The following is a 17,937-nucleotide window of genomic DNA, read 5'->3' on the forward strand; positions in this document are numbered from 1 at the left end:
CCGTGCGCACGGGGGACCGGCGGACGACTGCCGGTTCTTTCCGTGTTCTGTTACCTCAGTCACACGTGATCACCAGGGGATCGTAAAATAATTTGATCACTCCTAGCCTTCTTGGGCTCAACTCCCAAGAAGGAGAAGCCATATGAAGATACGACGCTCCGCACTCGTCACGGCCGGCGCTCTGGCCTGCTTGGCGATCCCGGCCGTGGCCTCCCCGGCCGCGGCCGACTCGATGGTGACGGGCAGCTGCGGTGTCACCGGTGCCTACGGTGCCTACACGGGTTACTTCGTGAGCAAGACCAGCATCAATCCGTTGCGGCTGAGAGCGGTCGACACCGCCGCCGATGGCCACCATGCTTCCGTTCGCCTGTCCACGGTCGAGAACGACGGCACCCTCAAGGCGTGGTCCTGGCACGACAACTACGACGGCAACGGTGCCGACCTGGTCTGGGACACCTATGCGACGGACGCGAAGGGCATCGCCGCGGTACGCATCGACGTCGGCGTCTTCGAGGGCCATGACCTGCTGAGCATCTGCACGTCCAGCAAGCAGGACAACCCCTACTGACGGTCGTCCGTCTCTCCCTTCCCGGTCACTGCGGCGGGTTGCCCGTCGAGACACTCAGCTCGATCGTCTGCGTGCCTTTCGGATCGACATCGGTGCCCGGGGAGGGGAACTGGTCCACGACGGTCCCGTCGCCCCACGTGTTGTCGTCTTCCTTCTTGATCTTGTACTGCCAGCCGGCGGCCTTGAGGCACTCCTTCACGGAGCCGATGTACTTGTACCTGAAGTCGGGCAGCCGGATCTTGTCCGCGTCGTCGTACGACTCCTGCGGCTCGGTGCACTCGGTCTTCTCGACGGTCTTCGAGGTGTCCGGGCCGCGGTAGCCCGACGCGTGCGAGGGCGACGTGTCCGCGGTGGAGCCGCCGCTGCCCCCGTTGCCGTCCTTGTTGCCGCCGCCGCTGTTCAGTACCAGCGCGACGACCAGACCGATCACCGCGATCAGCGAGACCGCGATCGACCCGATGACCACCTGCCGGTTGCCCCTGCCCCCGCCACCGCCGGAGGAAGGCGACTGCGGGGTGATGTCGTACGGCGGCGGGGTCGTCGGTGCCGGCTGGGCGTACCCGGCCGGCGTCTGGTAGCCCGCCTGCTGCGGATAGCCGTACGCCGGAGCGGGGCTGGGGGTGCCGTACGGATTCGGGTGCGGCGTCGGCTGGTACGGCGTCCGCACCGGGCCGGCCGGTGCCGCGCTCGCCTGGTCGACCGGCGGGAACACCGCGGAACCGACCCCGGAACCGCTCTGCGTGGGCGGGATGCCCGGCACGATGCTGGGCGCGGCCGGCTGGAGCGAGGCGGCGACCCGCAGGCACTCGTCGCGCATGGACTCGGCGGTCGGGAAGCGCTCGTTCGGGTTCTTCTTCAGGGCGCGGGCGACCAGCGCGTCCACGGCCGGGGGAAGGGCACGGTTGACCGAGGACGGCGCGACCGGCTCCTCCTGGACATGCGCGTAGGCGATCGCCAGCGGTGAGTCCGCGTCGAACGGCAGCCGACCGGTGACCAGCTGGAACAGCATGATGCCGACCGAGTAGAGGTCGGAGCGGGCGTCCACGCCCCGGCCGAGCGCCTGCTCGGGGGAGAGGTACTGCGGGGTGCCGACGACCATGCCGGTCTGGGTCATCGAGGTGACCCCGGACTGCATGGCACGGGCGATGCCGAAGTCCATCACCTTGACGACCCCGCGCTTGGTCATCATCACGTTGCCGGGCTTGATGTCACGGTGGACCAGCGCCATCTCGTGGCTGATCTCCAGCGCGGCCAGTACGTCGGCGGTGATCTTCAGTGCCTTGTCGGCGGGCATCGCCCCGTGCCGCGTCACGTCGTCGTCGAGCACCGAGCCGAGCGGGCGGCCCTCGACGTACTCCATGACGATGTACGGCATGGTCGAGCCGTCGAGGTCCTCCTCCCCGGTGTCGAAGACGGAGACGATGTTGGTGTGCGTGAGCTTGGCCACTGCCTGGGCCTCGCGGCGGAAGCGCTCGCGGAAGGCCTGTTCCCGGCCGAGTTCGGTGTGCAGGGTCTTGATCGCGACCTGCCGGTCCAGGACCGCGTCGTAGGCCAGGTGCACGGAGGCCATTCCGCCCGCGCCGAGCAGGTCGCGCAGTTGGTAGCGGCCACCGGCCAGCGCCCGCCCCACGTAACGGCCGTGTGCGCCGTCCTGGCTCATTTTCCCCGTCCCCCGTCGGGCGCTCAGGCACCCTTGTTGATCGAATGTCCCATTCCTGGTCAAGTTCCGGGCCAAGTCTGCCCGAGGGCACTGACACGTCAAGCGCGGTGCCCGATCCGTGACCGTACGCGAAAGAAGAGGCGCGGAAGCGTTACAGCTGCCGTACGCCCGATACACAGAATTTGCACGACAGCGCGGGGTACGGGTTTGATGGCCGGTCCGTCCACGGGACGGAACCCGGACCTGGGGGTTGCGCGGAGGCTGTAGCGTGGCCGACGGAGACCGTGACAACACCGCGCGCACCGCGGGCAGAAACGACGGCGAGGACCGATGGCACAGACGCACAGCGCCCAGGGCCCGTCCGACCCCGAGGCGACTGGCGGCGGCATGTCAGACACGCCGGAGATGTGGGGCAACGGCGGCCTGGTCGGCGACGGCCGTTACCGGCTCACCCACCGGCTCGGCCGGGGCGGCATGGCCGAGGTGTTCGCCGCCGAGGACGTACGGCTCGGCCGGACCGTGGCCGTCAAGCTGCTGCGCGCCGATCTCGCCGAGGACCCGGTCTCCAAGGCCCGTTTCACCCGCGAGGCACAGTCGGTCGCCGGGCTCAACCACCACGCGATCGTGGCGGTGTACGACTCCGGCGAGGACGTCGTCGGCGGCCAGTCCGTGCCGTACATCGTGATGGAGCTGGTCGAGGGCCGCACCATCCGCGACCTGCTGATCAACGCCCAGGCGCCGGGCCCCGAGCAGGCCCTGATCATCACCTCCGGGGTGCTGGAGGCGCTGGCCTACTCGCACCAGCACGGCATCGTGCACCGCGACATCAAGCCCGCCAACGTGATCATCACCCACAACGGCGCGGTCAAGGTGATGGACTTCGGCATCGCCCGCGCCCTGCACGGCGCGTCGACGACGATGACGCAGACCGGCATGGTCATGGGCACGCCCCAGTACCTCTCCCCGGAGCAGGCGCTCGGCAAGGCCGTCGACCACCGCTCCGACCTGTACGCCACCGGCTGTCTGCTGTACGAACTCCTCTCGCTGCGGCCGCCGTTCATCGGCGAGACCCCGCTGTCGGTGGTCTACCAGCACGTCCAGGACATCCCGGTGCCCCCGTCCCAGACCTCGGAGGGCGTCGCCCCGCCGGAGCTGGACGGCCTCGTCATGCGCTCGCTGGCCAAGGACCCCGACGACCGGTTCCAGACCGCCGAGGAGATGCGCGGCCTGGTCCAGTACGGCCTGCAGATGCTGTACGACCAGGGCGCCCACACCGGCACCTGGAACACCGGCCCGGTCACGGTGCACGACGGCCGACACGCGGCGGGCGGCTTCGCCGGTACGACGGCGATGCAGCACCCGATGAACTCCTCCGGCACCTCGCAGATCCCGCAGCCGATCCTGCCGTCCGGGTACGGCGGCGGGGACGACGGCGGCTTCGAGGGCCACGGCAACAAGGGCAGCGGCCGCGGCAAGCTGTGGATCCTGGCCGTCTTCGCGGTGATCGCGATCGCGGCGGGCGTCGCGCTGGCCCTGAACAAGGGCAGCGGCAACGGCGGTGACCCGGGGACGTCGACGTCGCCGAGCGTCACGCGGTCCACCAAGGACGACACGCCCAGCGCGACCCCCTCCGACGAGGCCAGCGACACGGCCACGGACACGGAGACCGGCACCAGCGGCTCGGGCGACGGCGGCGGCTCCCACTACACGCCGTCTCAGACCCCGTCGTACACCCAGTCCCAGACGGAGAGCAGCGAACCGTCCGACGAGCCCTCGGACACGGCGAGCGCCTCGCAGCCCACCGACACCGAGAGCTCCCCGCAGACGGACCCCACCGAGTCGGCGGGCGCGGACGGTGGCAGCGGCAACACGGACGAGGGTGCCGTCGCCGGCACCGGCCTGGGCAACCCTTGACGCACACTGACACCCCTGCGGCGCTGAGCGACCGTCCTCACCGGACGAACGCGTCGCACACCGCGTCGTACTCGCTGGTCCACCAGACGGCCAGCGCCGAGGCGGCCGGGAACTGAGGGTCCGCGCGGGTGTCGCCGCGCTCGTAGTGCCAGCGCAGCATCCAGAAGTCGTTGAGCCGTTCCCACCACACGCGGTGCACGGCCGCCGCCAGCTCCGAGGGGGTGGCGCCGGCCGCCCGCCGGTACGCGCGCGCGTACGCGCGCACCTTCGGCAGGTCGAGCGCTCCCGCCGGGCGGACGAAGAAGATGGCGGCGGCGCGGACGGCCTCCTCCGCGCGGGGCTGCACACCCAGCCGGTCCCAGTCGACGATCGCGGCGGGCGCGCCGTCCTTGTAGAGCAGGTTGAACGGGTGGAAGTCGCCGTGCACCCAGCCCACCGAGGCGCCGCGCGGCGGGCGCCGGCCGGCGTGCTGTTCCAGGAGCGCGCGGCGTTCGAGCAGCCGGTGGCGGGCGAGTTCGTCGAAGGCGTCGGCGGGGCGGTGCCGGCTGACATGGGTCAGCAGGTCGTCGATGAGCACGAAGGTGTCGACGGGGTCGGCGCTCTCGACGGGATGGGGGCTCGTGGCCGGCCGGGTGCGCGCCTTGGGCGGCATCACCCGCTCCAGACAGGCGTGTACGGCGCCCAGGAGCGCACCGAGCCGAGCGCACTCCCCGTGTGTGAGCTGTCCGCCGTGCCGGTGCCGGCCGTCGATCCAGGGATGCAGCGCGTAGGCGTGGCCGCCGACGACGGCGACCGTGCGGCCGTCGCGGTGGGCCAGCGGCGGGGCGACCGGGACGCCGAGGGCGGCCAGCCGCTGGGTGGCCAGATGGCGTCGCTCGATGGCGGCCGGGTCGGCGGTGTCCGGGTCGAAGTGGTGCTTCAGGAAGTACCGCCCGAGGGTGGTGCGGACGCTGTAGCCGCGGTTGAGCAGGCCCTGTTCGACGGGTTCGCAGGCGAGCGCTGAACCGGCGGCGTACAGCCGGAGCAGGGCGCCCAGAGGGGGCGCGGGGGGCATGAGGGGTGGTAAACAAGAGCGCGGCACGCGGCAGATGGTAGGGCAACGCCTGGGCCTGTGAGCTGGGGATTGTCGCAGGCAGTCGCTGTTGGTCACTTTCGGTCACCTGGTGGACGGTGGCGGACCCGGGTGCGCCGGCCGGGCGTACGGGAACGAACGGTTCACCGTCCGTGTCGGACCGGACGGGCCTCGGTGAGCCCCCCGTGGGTCTCGCCCGTGAACTCTTCCCGTGGCCCGGTGCGGCGGGATAACGTGCGGTAGCTCCGGCCTCCCGCAGGGCTCTGACCAGCAACCTTCCGGCACCTGTCGACTTACTAGGAAACCCAAGCAAAAAGTACTTGGATTTCCAAGCAAAAACGCAGGTCAGGAGGGGTTTCACAGAAATGTGGAGCACTGGGTAACGTGCATCTTGCAGGGCGCTCGCCGGGGCACCTGTCACGCCTGTTGCCGGCCGAGTGGCACCCACCCCGTGTCACGGGTGCCGGAAACAGGTGAGCCGCACTGGTTCACCCGGCAACCCCGGGGGCCGGACCGACGGAGGAGCACACGTGACCGTGGACAGCAGTGCCGCGAGCCAACCGCGACGCAGCGCCGCAGGCAAGGCCGGTACCACCGGCAGCAAGACCGGCACCAAGCGCACCACTCGCACCACCGCGAAGAAGAGCACCGATCCCGAACTCGTGCAGCTGCTGACCCCGGAGGGCAAGCGGGTCAAGAACGCCGAGTACGACGCGTACGTCGCCGGGATCACCCCCGAGGAACTGCGCGGTCTGTACCGCGACATGGTGCTCTCCCGCCGCTTCGACGCCGAGGCCACCGCCCTGCAGCGCCAGGGCGAGCTGGGCCTGTGGGCGTCCCTGCTCGGCCAGGAGGCCGCCCAGATCGGCTCCGGGCGCGCCACCCGCGAGGACGACTACGTCTTCCCGACCTACCGCGAGCACGGCGTGGCCTGGTGCCGCGGGGTCGACCCGACCAACCTGCTGGGCATGTTCCGCGGCGTCAACCACGGCGGCTGGGACCCCAACAGCAACAACTTCCACCTCTACACGATCGTCATCGGCTCCCAGACCCTGCACGCCACCGGCTACGCCATGGGCGTCGCCAAGGACGGCGCGGACTCGGCGGTCATCGCCTACTTCGGCGACGGCGCCTCCAGCCAGGGTGACGTCGCCGAATCGTTCACCTTCGCCGCGGTCTACAACGCCCCGGTGGTGTTCTTCTGCCAGAACAACCAGTGGGCGATCTCCGAGCCGACCGAGAAGCAGACCCGCGTCCCGCTCTACCAGCGCGCCCAGGGGTTCGGCTTCCCCGGCGTCCGCGTCGACGGCAACGACGTGCTGGCCTGCCTCGCGGTCACCAAGTGGGCGCTGGAGCGCGCCCGCAGCGGCGAGGGCCCGACGCTGGTCGAGGCGTACACCTACCGGATGGGCGCCCACACCACCTCCGACGACCCGACCAAGTACCGGGCCGACGAGGAGCGTGAGGCGTGGGAGGCCAAGGACCCGATCCTGCGGCTGCGCCGGTACCTGGAGGCCGCAAACCACGCGGACGAGGGATTCTTCGCGGAACTCGAAGCCGAGTCCGAGGCGTTGGGCAAGCGAGTGCGCGAATCGGTCCGTGCCATGCCTGACCCGGACAACTTCGCCATGTTCGAGCACGTGTACGCGGACGGGCACGCGCTCGTCGATGAGGAACGAGCCCAGTTCGCCGCCTACCAGGCGTCGTTCGCTGACGTAGAGGGGGCCTGATCATGGCAGCGGAGAAGATGGCTCTGGCCAAGGCGATCAACGAGTCGCTGCGCCGCGCCCTGGAAACCGACCCCAAGGTCCTCGTCATGGGCGAGGACGTCGGCAAGCTCGGCGGCGTCTTCCGGGTCACCGACGGCCTGCAGAAGGACTTCGGCGAGAGCCGCGTCATCGACACCCCACTCGCGGAGTCCGGCATCGTCGGCACCGCGATCGGCCTCGCCCTGCGCGGCTACCGCCCGGTGGTGGAAATCCAGTTCGACGGATTCGTCTTCCCGGCGTACGACCAGATCGTCACCCAGCTGGCGAAGATGCACGCGCGTTCGCTGGGCACGGTCAAGCTGCCGGTCGTCGTGCGCATCCCCTACGGCGGCGGCATCGGCGCGGTCGAGCACCACTCGGAGTCCCCCGAGGCGCTCTTCGCGCACGTGGCGGGCCTGAAGATCGTCTCCCCGTCCAACTCCTCGGACGCCTACTGGATGATGCAGCAGGCCATCCAGAGCGACGACCCGGTGATCTTCTTCGAGCCCAAGCGCCGCTACTGGGACAAGGGCGAGGTGAACACGGAGGCCATCCCCGGCCCGTTGCACAAGGCGCGGGTGGTCCGCGAGGGCACCGACGTCACCCTGGCCGCCTACGGCCCGATGGTGAAGCTCTGCCAGGAGGCCGCCGACGCGGCCGCCGAGGAGGGCAAGTCCCTGGAGATCCTCGACCTGCGGTCCGTCTCCCCGCTGGACTTCGACTCCATCCAGGCCTCCGTGGAGAAGACCCGCCGCCTGGTCGTGGTCCACGAGGCACCGGTGTTCTTCGGCTCGGGCGCGGAGATCGCCGCCCGGATCACCGAGCGCTGCTTCTACCACCTGGAGGCCCCGGTGCTGCGGGTGGGCGGCTACCACGCCCCCTACCCGCCGGCCCGCCTGGAGGAGGAGTACCTTCCGGGCCTGGACCGGGTGCTCGACGCCGTCGACCGTGCCCTGGCGTACTGAGGAGAGGGGCGTGACGACGATGACGGAAGCTTCCGTGCGCGAGTTCAAGATGCCGGACGTGGGCGAGGGGCTCACCGAGGCCGAGATCCTCAAGTGGTACGTCCAGCCGGGCGACACGGTCACCGACGGCCAGGTGGTGTGCGAGGTCGAGACGGCGAAGGCGGCCGTCGAACTGCCGATCCCCTACGACGGGGTGGTGCGCGAGCTGCGTTTCGCCGAGGGCACCACGGTGGACGTGGGCACGGCGATCATCGCGGTCGACGTGTCCGGCGGGGCGGCCGCTCCCGCGGCGCAGCCCGTGCCGGCTCCCGAGTCCGTGCCGGCCGAGCCGGAGGAGAAGCCGCAGGGCCGTCAGCCGGTCCTGGTCGGTTACGGCGTGGCGGCCTCCTCCACGAAGCGCCGCCCGCGCAAGGGCGCGGAAGGGACGGCCGCCGAGGCCGCCGTCCAGGCGGCGGTCCAGAAGGAGCTGAACGGCCACGGCCCCGCCGGGGTCGCCGAAGCGGCCCCCGAGGCCCCTGGCGTGGAGCGTTCGCGCCCGCTGGCGAAGCCGCCGGTGCGCAAGCTGGCCAAGGACCTGGGCGTCGACCTGGCCACGGTGATCCCGTCGGGCCCGGAGGGCGTCATCACGCGCGAGGACGTCCACGCGGCGGTGGCGGCCGTACCGACGGCGGCCCCGGAGCCGGCCCCGGCCCTGCCGGCGGCTCCCGCCGTCGCGGCGGCTCCCGTGGCGTCGTACGACGGTGTGCGGGAGACCCGGGTCCCCATCAAGGGCGTCCGCAAGGCGACGGCCGCGGCGATGGTGGGTTCCGCGTTCACGGCGCCGCATGTCACGGAGTTCGTGACGGTGGACGTGACCCGCACGATGAAGCTGGTGGAGGAGCTCAAGCAGGACAAGGACCTGCAGGGCCTGCGGGTGAACCCGCTGCTCCTCATCGCCAAGGCGCTGCTGGTCGCCATCAGGCGCAACCCGGACGTCAACGCGTCCTGGGACGAGGCGAACCAGGAGATCGTGCTCAAGCACTACGTCAACCTGGGCATCGCCGCGGCCACCCCGCGGGGCCTGATCGTCCCGAACATCAAGGACGCCCACGCGAAGACGCTGCCGCAGCTGGCCGAGTCCCTCGGTGAGCTGGTGTCCACGGCCCGGGACGGCAAGACCTCGCCCGGCGCCATGCAGGGCGGCACGGTGACGATCACCAACGTCGGCGTCTTCGGCATCGACACGGGGACGCCCATCCTCAACCCGGGTGAGGCGGCGATCCTGGCGGTCGGGGCGATCAAGCTCCAGCCGTGGGTCCACAAGGGCAAGGTCAAGCCACGCCAGGTCACCACGCTGGCGCTGTCCTTCGACCACCGCCTGGTCGACGGCGAGCTCGGCTCCAAGGTCCTCGCGGACATCGCGGCGATCCTGGAACAGCCGAAGCGGTTGATCACCTGGGGCTGAGCCCGGACAGGTCGAACGAGTGGGCGGTCGCGAATTCGTCTTGCGACCGCCCACTCGCGCTTTCAGAGCCGGTTCAGCACGTAGACCGGAGCCCCCTCCTCCGTCCCGCCGCGCGAGTGAATGCAGGCGTGCTTGCGCAGCAGCCGCAGACACTCGTTGACGCGGTGCACCGTCAGACCGGTGCGCGCGGCGATCGATTCGAGCGGCTCACGCAGCTCGCCCTTCTCGACGAGGACCGGGGCGATGACGACCGCCACCGTCCACACGTCCTCGGTCACCGACAACCGCTGCCGCCAGTCGGCGAGTACGGACTCGGTGGTCGGCAGCGCCATGGGCGGACCGTAGGGCCTGCGACGTTCGAGGACGAGTTCGTCGAGCCGGTCGGCGATCCGTTCCATGGCCCGGACCATGGCCTGCTGCACGGCGAGTGTGCTCTTCTGCAACTCGATCAGTTTGCGCTGCCCGTCCGCCAACTGTTCGTCCAGCTGCAGGTTGTGCGCCTCCAGGCGGACGATGGCCTCGGCGACCTGCTCCGGCATGGCGTAGGCGATGGGAGCACCCGGGTCGGCGGGCTGCACCTCGGCCTCTTCGAGAGTGTAGGAACCTTCTCGCTGGACAGTCGAGATGACTTCGGCGACCCACTCCTTGAAGGGGGCGCAGGCGGGCTTCGTGCAGCCGTTGACGAGAGCGATAAGGCCTGGCAGATCGATGAGGTTCATGTCTCGACGCCACTGCCTACCTGCGGGAATGCTGAGAGCGTAACCTCCAGTTACGCTCTCGATAGTCTCTCGATGCTCCTCCGGAACATGGTCGGCGAGAGCCTTCCGGGCGTTGGCATAGCCCAGTTCCTTGCACACATCCACCGCCGGGAACCAGTGCCTTCCGTCCGGCATGGTCAGTCGTCGTACCCGGGCTCCGGTCGCCGCGTACACGAAGTCGCTGACGTCGATCGCCTCGTGGGACCTGGCGGGCTTCGCCTGCTTGTTGGGTTCGTTCATCGGAACCACCTCCGCCGCGGAACCTAGGGCGAAGAAAATGGAATATGCCAGTCAAATGCTGTGATGTTCACGATTGCGAGGGAAGGTCGCCTGTTCCGCTGCGCCGGGGCGTTCGGGTGTGCGAAAGGCCCGCCGCAGGGATCGCGGCGGGCCTTCGTCGGCTCGGTTCCAGACGGGTCAGATCGTCGCGAAGCCGTAGTTCAGGAGCTTCGTCGCGTCCGTCGCGCGCTGGGTGATGGAGGAGGAGGCGAGGACGGTGCCGATGACCGTCTTGCCGTTCCGGGTCGCGGCGAAGACGAGGCAGTACTTGGCCTCGGGGCCGGATCCGGTCTTGATGCCGATGGCGCCGCTGTAGCTGCTGAGCAGCGTGTTGGTGTTGGTCCAGGCACCCATGGTGCGGGTGGAACCGGTCTTGGTGATCGTCTTCGCCGTGTACTTCTTCGTCTTGACGACCGCGCGGAAGTTGGCGTTCTTCATCGCGCTGCTGGCGATCTTCGTCAGGTCGCGCGGCGTCGAGTAGTTGTTGCCGTTGCCGATGCCGTCGAAGGAGTCGAAGTGGGTGTGGGTCAGACCCAGGTTCTTCGCGGCGGTGTTCATCTTGGAGATGAAGTTGGCGACGCGCTTGGCGCGCGTGGTGCCCGAGCCGTACGTGTCCGCGAGCGCGTAGGCGGCGTCGCAGCCGGAGGGCAGCATCAGCCCGTAGAGCAGCTGGCGGACGGTGACCTTGTCGCCGACGATCAGGTGCGCCTGGGAGGCGTTCTTGGCCACGACGTAGTCGCTGTACGCCTTCTGGATCGTGACCTTCTTGTCGAGGTTCAGGTTCGACTGCGCGAGCACGACCTTGGCGGTCATGATCTTCGTGGTCGAACCGGTGGACAGCTTGGTGTCCCCAGCCTTCGTGTACAGCGTCTTCGCGTTCGCGTTGTTCATGACGTAGCCGCCCTTGGCCACGATCGAGGGCTTGGTGACGGCCTGCGCGGGCGCCGCGGTGAGGGCGCCGGTCGCCAGCAGCGCGCCGGACGTGACGGCGACGGCGGCGGCCCTGCGGAGGCGAGTGCCCTTAATACCGGTAATCAACTGAAATACCCCGAGTCGAGTCGAGTCGTAATGCCCCTGGCATGCGGCCGAGTTGGGGGTGCCAAAGCGAATGGGGCCGCACGTGTGTGACACGTAATTAGCACAGATGGTTGTGTAGTTGCTGAGGGCGATTTTCGTCACGTCCGGATGGTGGACGTCGCCACCCCTTGTGTACGTGTTGTATCTATGCTGTAGGCATGAGCCTGGCCGTCAAGCAGCCCCCCGCCGCCGACCGTGTGTACTCCCATGTCAAGCAAGCCGTCCTGGACCGTCACTACGAGGGCGGCACGCTCCTCACCGAGGGCGAGCTGGCCGAGGCCGTAGGGGTGTCGCGCACCCCGGTCCGCGAGGCGCTGCTGCGTCTCGAGGTCGAGGGCCTGATCAGGCTCTACCCGAAGAAGGGCGCCATGGTGCTGCCCGTCTCCGCCCAGGAGATCGCGGACGTGGTGGAGACCCGGATGCTGGTCGAGGAACACGCGGTGCGCAGGGCCGTACCGCCGTCCGCGCTGCTCGTGGCCCGTCTGGAGGAGCTGCTGGACCGGCAGAAGGCCGAGGCCGCCGCCGGTGACCTGGCCGCCGCGGCCGTCACGGACCGCTGCTTCCACGCCGAGATCGTCCGCGACGGCGGCAACGAGATCCTCTCCCGCCTCTACGACCAGCTCCGCGACCGGCAGCTGCGGATGGGCGTCGCGATCATGAACGCGCACCCCGACCGGATCGCCAAGTCGCTCACCGAGCACGAGGAGATCCTGGACGCGCTGCGCGCGGGGGACGCCGACGGAGCGGTCGAGCTGGTGCACCGGCACGTCGACTGGTTCGCGCACCTGGCGCGGGGTGAGGTCCGATGAGCCGCGGCGGCGTCTCGTTGCCCGGTGATCCGCCCGGCGGCCGGCGGGCCGTCGCGGTGTGGTCCATAGGCGTCTCGGTCTACTTCGTCGCCGTCATCTTCCGTACCTCCCTCGGTGTCGCCGGTCTCGACGCGGCCGACCGCTTCCATGTCAACGCCTCGGCGCTGTCCACCTTCTCGATACTCCAGCTGCTGGTCTACGCCGGCATGCAGATACCCGTCGGCCTGCTGGTGGACAGCCTCGGCACCAAGAAGGTGCTCGCCATCGGCGCGGTGCTGTTCACGGCCGGCCAGCTGGGTTTCGCGTTCTCCCCGTCGTACGGCACCGCGCTCGCCTCGCGTGCGCTGCTCGGCTGCGGCGACGCGATGACCTTCATCAGCGTGCTGCGGCTCGGCACCCGCTGGTTCCCGGTGCGGCGCGGTCCGCTCGTCGCGCAGCTCGCCGGCCTGGTCGGCATGGCGGGCAATCTCGTCTCCACGCTGGTCCTGGCCCGGCTGCTGCACGGCATCGGGTGGACCCCGGCGTTCGCGGGCAGCGCGCTGGCCGGGGTGGTCGTCCTGGTCCTCGTGCTGTTCTTCCTGAAGGACCACCCCGAGGGGTACGAGCCGGCGCCCTTCCCGCACCAGGGCGCGGCGTACGTACGGAAGCAGATCGCCGCGTCCTGGCGGGAGCCGGGGACCCGGCTCGGTCTGTGGGTGCACTTCACCACCCAGTTCCCGGCGATGGTGTTCCTGCTGCTGTGGGGGCTGCCGTTCCTGGTCCAGGCGCAGGGGCTGTCCCGTGCCACGGCCGGTGAGCTGTTGACGCTGGTCGTCCTCTCCAACATGGTGATCGGGCTGGTCTACGGCCAGGTCGTCGCCCGGCACCACGCGGCGCGGCTGCCGTTGGCGCTGGGCACGGTCGCGGCGACGGCCGCCGTGTGGGCGGCGACGCTGGTGTACCCGGCCGAGCACGCGCCGATGTGGCTGCTGGTGGTGTTGTGCGCGGTACTGGGGGCGTGCGGTCCGGCGTCCATGCTCGGGTTCGACTTCGCCCGCCCGGCGAATCCGCCCGAGCGGCAGGGGACCGCGTCCGGGATCACCAACATGGGTGGTTTCGTGGCGTCGATGACGACGTTGTTCGCGGTGGGTGTCCTGCTGGACGCGACCGGCGACGACTACTCGGTGGCGTTCTCGTGCGTGTTCGTGCTCCAGGCGCTGGGGGTGAGCCAGATCCTGCGGCTGCGGGGGCGGGCGGCCCGGCGCGAACGGGAGCGGATGGTGGCGAGCCGGGTGGAGACGGTGCACGTGCCGGCATGACCTTTCCTCCCGGCTCTTTCCGGCCGACGACGCGGGTTCTTACGCCGTCGCCGGTACGAGGGTGAGGTACGCCAGGCCCAGTACGCCCCGGTACGTCAGCCAGGACGACCGGTGGGTGTCCAGGCGGGCCCGGGTCTCCGCGGCCAGGGGATGGGCGGGGTTGGCCGCCAGCCATACCTCCTGGTCCGCCTGGTACGCCGACTCGAACTCCTCCCATTCCGCCAAGCTCGCCGTCTCCGTCCACTCCGGGCGGAAGCCCGCCGTCACCGCCAGGTCGACCAGGGCCGCCAGGTCGTGGTGATCGGCGGCCGAGGCGCCCGGCCACATCCCGGAGAGCTCCGTCTCGGTCGGGGTGCGCTGCCAGAAGCCCTCGCCGAGCAGGACCCGCCCGCCGTCGGTCACCAGCCGCCGCAGCTCCCGCAGGGCCGTCACCAGGTCGTCGTCCAGCGCCTGGCTCGCCCCGAGGCACAGCACCACGTCGGCCGGCCCGCGACCGGTGCCCACCGCCGACTCCTCGGCGAACCGCACCCGGCCGGCCAGCCCGCGCGCCTCGGCGGTTCGCCGTCCCCGCGCCAGGTCCCCGGTGTGCACGTCCAGTCCCACGCCGTGCGCGTGGGGGGCGGCCTCCAGCAGGCGGAGCATCAGTTCGCCCCAGCCGCATCCGATGTCCAGCACGGTGGTGGGCCGCGTGGCGGCCAGCCGCCGCACGATCGCGGCCGCGCGGGCCTCGGAGAGCGGGCCGTGGAAAGTGAGCCGGGTCAGCCGGGGCGGGAGGTCGTCGTGCGCTGTGGTGGCAGTGGTCATGCCGGGCAAGGTAGATGTCCACGGGCGCCGCGGCCCACCGAATTACCGGCGCCTGCCCCGGTTTCCTCCCCGGGCACCGAGACCGCCGCCGCGTGACCGCGAAGTCCCGTGACCGCGTGAGGAGAGGTCCCGCTACTGCGTGACCGTGAAGTTCCGCAGGATCGACGCCGTCAGTTCCTGGTCGCCCTCCGCCTTCACCCGGTCCGCCACCGCGTCCGGGGTGGTGCGGCCGCAGGCCAGGCGGACGAAGGTCTCCCAGTCCAGGGTGAAGATGGCCGCGGGGCCGAGGGCGGGGCTGGTCTCCAGCGTGCCGCGGCCCTGGATGTCGATGCGGATGGTGCGCAGGAACTCCACCGGCCCGTGCACATCGAAGATGACGGCCGAACTGCGCGGGGCGTCGGCCTCGGTGGCGACCACCCGGGGCAGCTCACCGAGCAGCACGTCGCGGGCGACCTGCGCGCCCGGCGAGTCGAGGTTGCCGGGCCGGCCCAGCGCCGCGCGCAGGTCCTGCTCGTGCACCCACACGCTGAACGCGTGGTTGCGCATGGCCTCCTCGAGCGTGATCTCCTTGCTCAGCGGCCCGCGCACCAGGTGCCCCGGTTCCCGCGACTCGTTGCGCAGCTGGCGGTTGCGGCGGATGACCGTGTACTCCAGCTCCGAGGTCATCTCCGGCGCCGTGTGATGGCGTCGTACGTCGACCTGCATCTCCATGTAACGCTGGTACTCGTTGGTGACGTGGTACAGGTCGCGCGGCAGGGTGTGGATGGGGCGCGGGTCGCCGAGCATCTCGCAGTCCAGCCCGATGACATGGGAGACCACGTCCCGCACCGACCAGCCCGGGCACGGGGTCCGCCGGTTCCACTCGCCCTCGACAAGCGGGGTCACCAGCTCGGATATCGCTTCGATGGAGTGGGTCCAGGCGTCGGCGTAGGGCTGGAGGGTGGGATGCAGACTCACGGAACGGGACCCCTCGGCGGTCGGTACTCGGGCAGGTTGTGGCGGCGCTGCCAGCGGGAGGTGGCTGCTGTCGGCGGGTGTCTTGGGACTCCCCCAGTTCTCGAACTGGGCTCGAACCGGGGGGACCCCCAAGTTACGCTGCTGTGAGGCACCCCGGCAGTGCTTTCGTGTGACGATCGTAGGCCCGTGTGGACGGCTCGAATGCCAGGACGGTGGTAGTGTGCGCGCCTCGCTCATCCAGATCGATGTAAACGAGGGCGAATCGGTCGAATCGCGTCGGCGGCGCGTGACCGCACTGGTACGCGAGCAGGCCGACGCCGATCTCGTCGTACTGCCCGAGCTGTGGACGACCGGCGCGTTCGCCTACGAGGAGTTCGCCGGCGAGGCGGAGCCGCTCGAAGGCCCGACGTACGAGGCGATGGCGAAGGCGGCGAGCGAGGCGGGCGTCTGGCTGCACGCCGGTTCCATCCCCGAGCGGGCTCCGGCCGACAGCGGATCCGCCGCGGGTGACGGCGCCCTCTACAACACGGCTCTCATCTTCTCCCCCTCCGGTGAGCTGGCCGCGGCCTACCGCAAGATCCACCGCTTCGGCTTCGACAAGGGCGAGGCGGTGCTGATGGGCGCCGGGCACGAACTGGTGACCGTCCCGCTCCCGGAGACCACGCTGGGCGTGGCCACCTGCTACGACCTCCGCTTCCCCGAACTCTTCCGCGCGCTCGTCGACGCCGGCGCCGAGACGATGGTGGTCTCCGCGGGCTGGCCCGAGCGGCGACGCGCGCACTGGACGCTGCTGGCCCAGGCGCGGGCGGTCGAGAACCAGGCGTTCGTGCTCGCGTGTGGAACGGCCGGGACGCATGCCGGAGTTCCGCAGGCGGGTCACTCGATCGTGGTGGACCCCTGGGGCGAGGTGCTGGCCGAGGCGGGAGCCGGCGAGGAGATCCTCACCGTCGACATCGACCCGGCCAGGGTCGCCGTCACCCGCGAACAGTTCCCGGCGCTCAAGGACCGCCTGCTGGGCCTCGAACCGCCCCGCCGCCGCTGAAGGGTGTTGCAGAAGGCCCGCTCAGTCCTCCTCCCGCTCCCTGTCGGCGAGGTGGATCACGCAGACCGCCACCGCGATCAGCAGCGCCGGGTCCGCGTCGTCCCGTACGACGTCGACACCGTAGGTCTCCCGGACATGCAGCCAGCGCCGGGAGACCACGGCCAGCAGCTCACCGTCGTACTCCACGGCGAACTCGCGGTCGAGGATCCTGCCGCTGACGTCCAGTTCGGTACCGTCGACCAGGCGGACGCGGTAGTGGTTGCGCAGCAGCGAGAGCCGCTTGCGCCTGATGGTGGCCAGGGGGCCGCCGTCGCGTTCGATCACCATGGTGTCGCGCAGGGCGAACATCTTCTGGTGGATGTCGACGAGCACGCGCCCGTTCCGGTCCTTCAGTTCGAACGTGTCGCGCACCCGCATGGCCTTGCCGTCGACCAGGAAGACCTTGTCGCCGTGGTCGTTCTCGATCCAGTAGTCCTCGCCGAAGCCGAGGAGCCGGTCGCGTACGAGAAATCTCATGTATTCACCCCTTCCCGGCCGACCGGCCCGAAACGCCGCCGGTAGTCCGACGGGCTGAGCCCGGTCTCACGCCGCAGCCGTGCGCGCAGGTTGGCCGCGGTGCCCAGGCCGCTGCGCGAGGCCACCACGTCCAGCCGCTCCTCGCCGCGTTCGATCAGCCGGCAGGCGAGGGCCACACGCTCCCCGGTCAGCCAGGCCAGCGGAGTGGTGCCGAGCTGGGCGCGGAACCGGCGGTGCAGGGTGGCCGGGGAGAGGGCCGCCCGCCCCGCCAGGTCCGCCACGGTCAGCGGCTCGCCCAGCCGCTCCTGTGCCCAGGCCAACAGCGGGCCCAGCGACTCGTCCGGCACCTCGGGCACCGGCCGCTCCACGAACTGCCGCTGCCCGCCGTCCCGGTGCGAGGCGAACACCAGCCGCCGGGAGACCGCGTTGGCGATCTCGGCCCCGTGGTCCTGCCGCCAGACGTGCAGCCCCAGGTCGAGCGCGGCCGCGCTGCCGGAGGCGGTGAGCAGGTCGCCGTCGTCGACGAAGAGCACGTCGGGGCGGAGCAGCACCCGGGGATGCAGCCGCCGGAAGGCGTCCGCCCAGCGCCAGTGCGTGGTGGCCGGCCGCCCGTCCAGCAGCCCCGCCTCGGCCAGCGCGAAGGTCCCGGTGCAGAAACTCACCACCCGCGCCCCACGCGCGTGCGCCCGCCGGATCGCCTCCAGGACGTCCGCACCGCGCGGTACGACGTTGTCCGGGCGCCCCGGGACGACGAGGGTGTCCGCCGCGTCCACCGCCGTCAGCCCGGCCACTCCGCTCAGGGTGAAGAAGCCGTGGTTCATGCGCACCTCACGGGTCGGCGCGCACAGGGTCACCTCGTACGGCGGCACGGACAGCCCCAGCTCCGGCCGGGGCAGCCCGAACAGCTCGGTGGCAACACCGACCTCGAACGGGTTGGTGCCCGCGTCGACGATCACGGCCACCCGATGGGTGGGTTGCGAGGATCCTTGCGCCATATGCGATTTCTAGCACTCACGCGACCGCCGG

Annotated in this window: 16 protein-coding genes; 8 read left to right on the forward strand and 8 right to left on the reverse strand. The window is 70.4% G+C overall.

Translation table 11 applies throughout. From position 1 onward, the window contains the following. The first annotated feature begins 142 nt into the window (after positions 1-142). Positions 143-568 (forward strand): hypothetical protein, encoded by a 426-nt coding sequence (locus ACZ4O3_RS19205; RefSeq protein ID WP_362726211.1) that lies wholly within the window; start codon positions 143-145, stop codon positions 566-568. 25 nt (positions 569-593) lie between these two features. On the opposite strand, the gene ACZ4O3_RS19210 is transcribed toward ACZ4O3_RS19205, so the two are convergent. Further along, entirely contained in the window at positions 594-2,228 is a 1,635-nt protein-coding gene (locus tag ACZ4O3_RS19210; RefSeq protein WP_467723131.1) for a protein kinase domain-containing protein, read from the reverse strand. Positions 2,229-2,558: 330 nt separating this feature from the next. Here ACZ4O3_RS19210 and ACZ4O3_RS19215 point away from each other — a divergent pair, with 330 nt between their 5' ends. Next, positions 2,559-4,142: a protein kinase domain-containing protein gene (locus ACZ4O3_RS19215; RefSeq protein WP_362726205.1), complete on the forward strand. Its 1,584-nt coding sequence runs from the start codon at positions 2,559-2,561 to the stop codon at positions 4,140-4,142. Between the two features lie 37 nt (positions 4,143-4,179). Here the strand turns inward: ACZ4O3_RS19215 and ACZ4O3_RS19220 are convergent, their stop codons facing one another. Continuing rightward, on the reverse strand, positions 4,180-5,196 hold the full coding sequence (locus ACZ4O3_RS19220) for a phosphotransferase (protein ID WP_467723133.1): 1,017 nt from the start codon (positions 5,194-5,196) through the stop codon (positions 4,180-4,182). A 548-nt stretch (positions 5,197-5,744) separates the two neighbouring features. Between ACZ4O3_RS19220 and pdhA the strand changes: the two genes are divergently transcribed. Genes pdhA through ACZ4O3_RS19235 form a run of 3 tightly spaced genes read left to right on the forward strand, consistent with a single transcriptional unit; the run spans position 5,745 to position 9,371 of the window. After that, complete coding sequence (pdhA, locus tag ACZ4O3_RS19225) at positions 5,745-6,944, forward strand: pyruvate dehydrogenase (acetyl-transferring) E1 component subunit alpha (protein ID WP_384988873.1); 1,200 nt, start codon at positions 5,745-5,747, stop codon at positions 6,942-6,944. A 2-nt stretch (positions 6,945-6,946) separates the two neighbouring features. Continuing rightward, entirely contained in the window at positions 6,947-7,927 is a 981-nt protein-coding gene (locus tag ACZ4O3_RS19230) for an alpha-ketoacid dehydrogenase subunit beta (protein WP_362714189.1), read from the forward strand. A gap of 10 nt (positions 7,928-7,937) precedes the next feature. Further along, positions 7,938-9,371, forward strand: a complete 1,434-nt coding sequence (locus ACZ4O3_RS19235) for a dihydrolipoamide acetyltransferase family protein (protein ID WP_467723135.1) — start codon at positions 7,938-7,940, stop codon at positions 9,369-9,371. A gap of 62 nt (positions 9,372-9,433) precedes the next feature. On the opposite strand, the gene ACZ4O3_RS19240 is transcribed toward ACZ4O3_RS19235, so the two are convergent. Both ACZ4O3_RS19240 and ACZ4O3_RS19245 read right to left on the reverse strand, forming a co-directional pair. Next, a complete protein-coding gene (locus ACZ4O3_RS19240) occupies positions 9,434-10,369 on the reverse strand; it encodes a BRO-N domain-containing protein (protein ID WP_467723137.1) in 936 nt (311 codons plus the stop codon). 177 nt (positions 10,370-10,546) lie between these two features. Then, a complete protein-coding gene (locus ACZ4O3_RS19245; RefSeq protein ID WP_362714183.1) occupies positions 10,547-11,446 on the reverse strand; it encodes a D-alanyl-D-alanine carboxypeptidase family protein in 900 nt (299 codons plus the stop codon). Positions 11,447-11,643: 197 nt separating this feature from the next. Between ACZ4O3_RS19245 and ACZ4O3_RS19250 the strand changes: the two genes are divergently transcribed. Continuing rightward, positions 11,644-12,294, forward strand: coding sequence for a GntR family transcriptional regulator (locus ACZ4O3_RS19250; protein WP_362714181.1), 651 nt, complete (start codon positions 11,644-11,646; stop codon positions 12,292-12,294). Beyond that, complete coding sequence (locus ACZ4O3_RS19255; protein ID WP_362714179.1) at positions 12,291-13,592, forward strand: MFS transporter; 1,302 nt, start codon at positions 12,291-12,293, stop codon at positions 13,590-13,592. The genes ACZ4O3_RS19250 and ACZ4O3_RS19255 overlap by 4 nt, the downstream gene beginning before the upstream one ends. 39 nt (positions 13,593-13,631) lie before the next feature. Here ACZ4O3_RS19255 and ACZ4O3_RS19260 read toward each other — a convergent pair whose 3' ends face one another. After that, on the reverse strand, positions 13,632-14,396 hold the full coding sequence (locus tag ACZ4O3_RS19260; protein WP_362714177.1) for an SAM-dependent methyltransferase: 765 nt from the start codon (positions 14,394-14,396) through the stop codon (positions 13,632-13,634). A 132-nt stretch (positions 14,397-14,528) separates the two neighbouring features. After that, positions 14,529-15,353, reverse strand: a complete 825-nt coding sequence (locus tag ACZ4O3_RS19265; protein ID WP_467723140.1) for a maleylpyruvate isomerase family mycothiol-dependent enzyme — start codon at positions 15,351-15,353, stop codon at positions 14,529-14,531. Between the two features lie 220 nt (positions 15,354-15,573). On the opposite strand from ACZ4O3_RS19265, the gene ACZ4O3_RS19270 reads away from it, so the two are divergent. Further along, complete coding sequence (locus ACZ4O3_RS19270) at positions 15,574-16,395, forward strand: carbon-nitrogen family hydrolase (protein WP_362714174.1); 822 nt, start codon at positions 15,574-15,576, stop codon at positions 16,393-16,395. A 21-nt stretch (positions 16,396-16,416) separates the two neighbouring features. Here ACZ4O3_RS19270 and ACZ4O3_RS19275 read toward each other — a convergent pair whose 3' ends face one another. Together ACZ4O3_RS19275 and ACZ4O3_RS19280 are read right to left on the reverse strand one after the other, a co-directional pair. Further along, positions 16,417-16,911: an LURP-one-related/scramblase family protein gene (locus ACZ4O3_RS19275; RefSeq protein WP_467723142.1), complete on the reverse strand. Its 495-nt coding sequence runs from the start codon at positions 16,909-16,911 to the stop codon at positions 16,417-16,419. Continuing rightward, entirely contained in the window at positions 16,908-17,906 is a 999-nt protein-coding gene (locus ACZ4O3_RS19280) for a GlxA family transcriptional regulator (protein WP_362714170.1), read from the reverse strand. Before ACZ4O3_RS19280 ends, ACZ4O3_RS19275 begins: the two co-directional genes overlap by 4 nt. Positions 17,907-17,937: the final 31 nt, after the last annotated feature.

The organism is Streptomyces sp. NPDC026515 (genome assembly GCF_055567595.1).

What these genes read in the sequence shown, in the direction of transcription:
- ACZ4O3_RS19210 (WP_467723131.1), bottom strand. Translation starts at nt 2,228, where the DNA reads ATGAGCCAGGACGGCGCACACGGCCGTTACGTGGGGCGGGCGCTGGCC.
- ACZ4O3_RS19275 (WP_467723142.1), bottom strand. Translation starts at nt 16,911, where the DNA reads ATGAGATTTCTCGTACGCGACCGGCTCCTCGGCTTCGGCGAGGACTAC.
- ACZ4O3_RS19250 (WP_362714181.1), top strand. Translation starts at nt 11,644, where the DNA reads ATGAGCCTGGCCGTCAAGCAGCCCCCCGCCGCCGACCGTGTGTACTCC.
- ACZ4O3_RS19220 (WP_467723133.1), bottom strand. Translation starts at nt 5,196, where the DNA reads ATGCCCCCCGCGCCCCCTCTGGGCGCCCTGCTCCGGCTGTACGCCGCC.
- ACZ4O3_RS19215 (WP_362726205.1), top strand. Translation starts at nt 2,559, where the DNA reads ATGGCACAGACGCACAGCGCCCAGGGCCCGTCCGACCCCGAGGCGACT.
- ACZ4O3_RS19280 (WP_362714170.1), bottom strand. Translation starts at nt 17,906, where the DNA reads ATGGCGCAAGGATCCTCGCAACCCACCCATCGGGTGGCCGTGATCGTC.
- ACZ4O3_RS19255 (WP_362714179.1), top strand. Translation starts at nt 12,291, where the DNA reads ATGAGCCGCGGCGGCGTCTCGTTGCCCGGTGATCCGCCCGGCGGCCGG.
- ACZ4O3_RS19205 (WP_362726211.1), top strand. Translation starts at nt 143, where the DNA reads ATGAAGATACGACGCTCCGCACTCGTCACGGCCGGCGCTCTGGCCTGC.
- ACZ4O3_RS19230 (WP_362714189.1), top strand. Translation starts at nt 6,947, where the DNA reads ATGGCAGCGGAGAAGATGGCTCTGGCCAAGGCGATCAACGAGTCGCTG.
- ACZ4O3_RS19240 (WP_467723137.1), bottom strand. Translation starts at nt 10,369, where the DNA reads ATGAACGAACCCAACAAGCAGGCGAAGCCCGCCAGGTCCCACGAGGCG.
- ACZ4O3_RS19260 (WP_362714177.1), bottom strand. Translation starts at nt 14,396, where the DNA reads ATGACCACTGCCACCACAGCGCACGACGACCTCCCGCCCCGGCTGACC.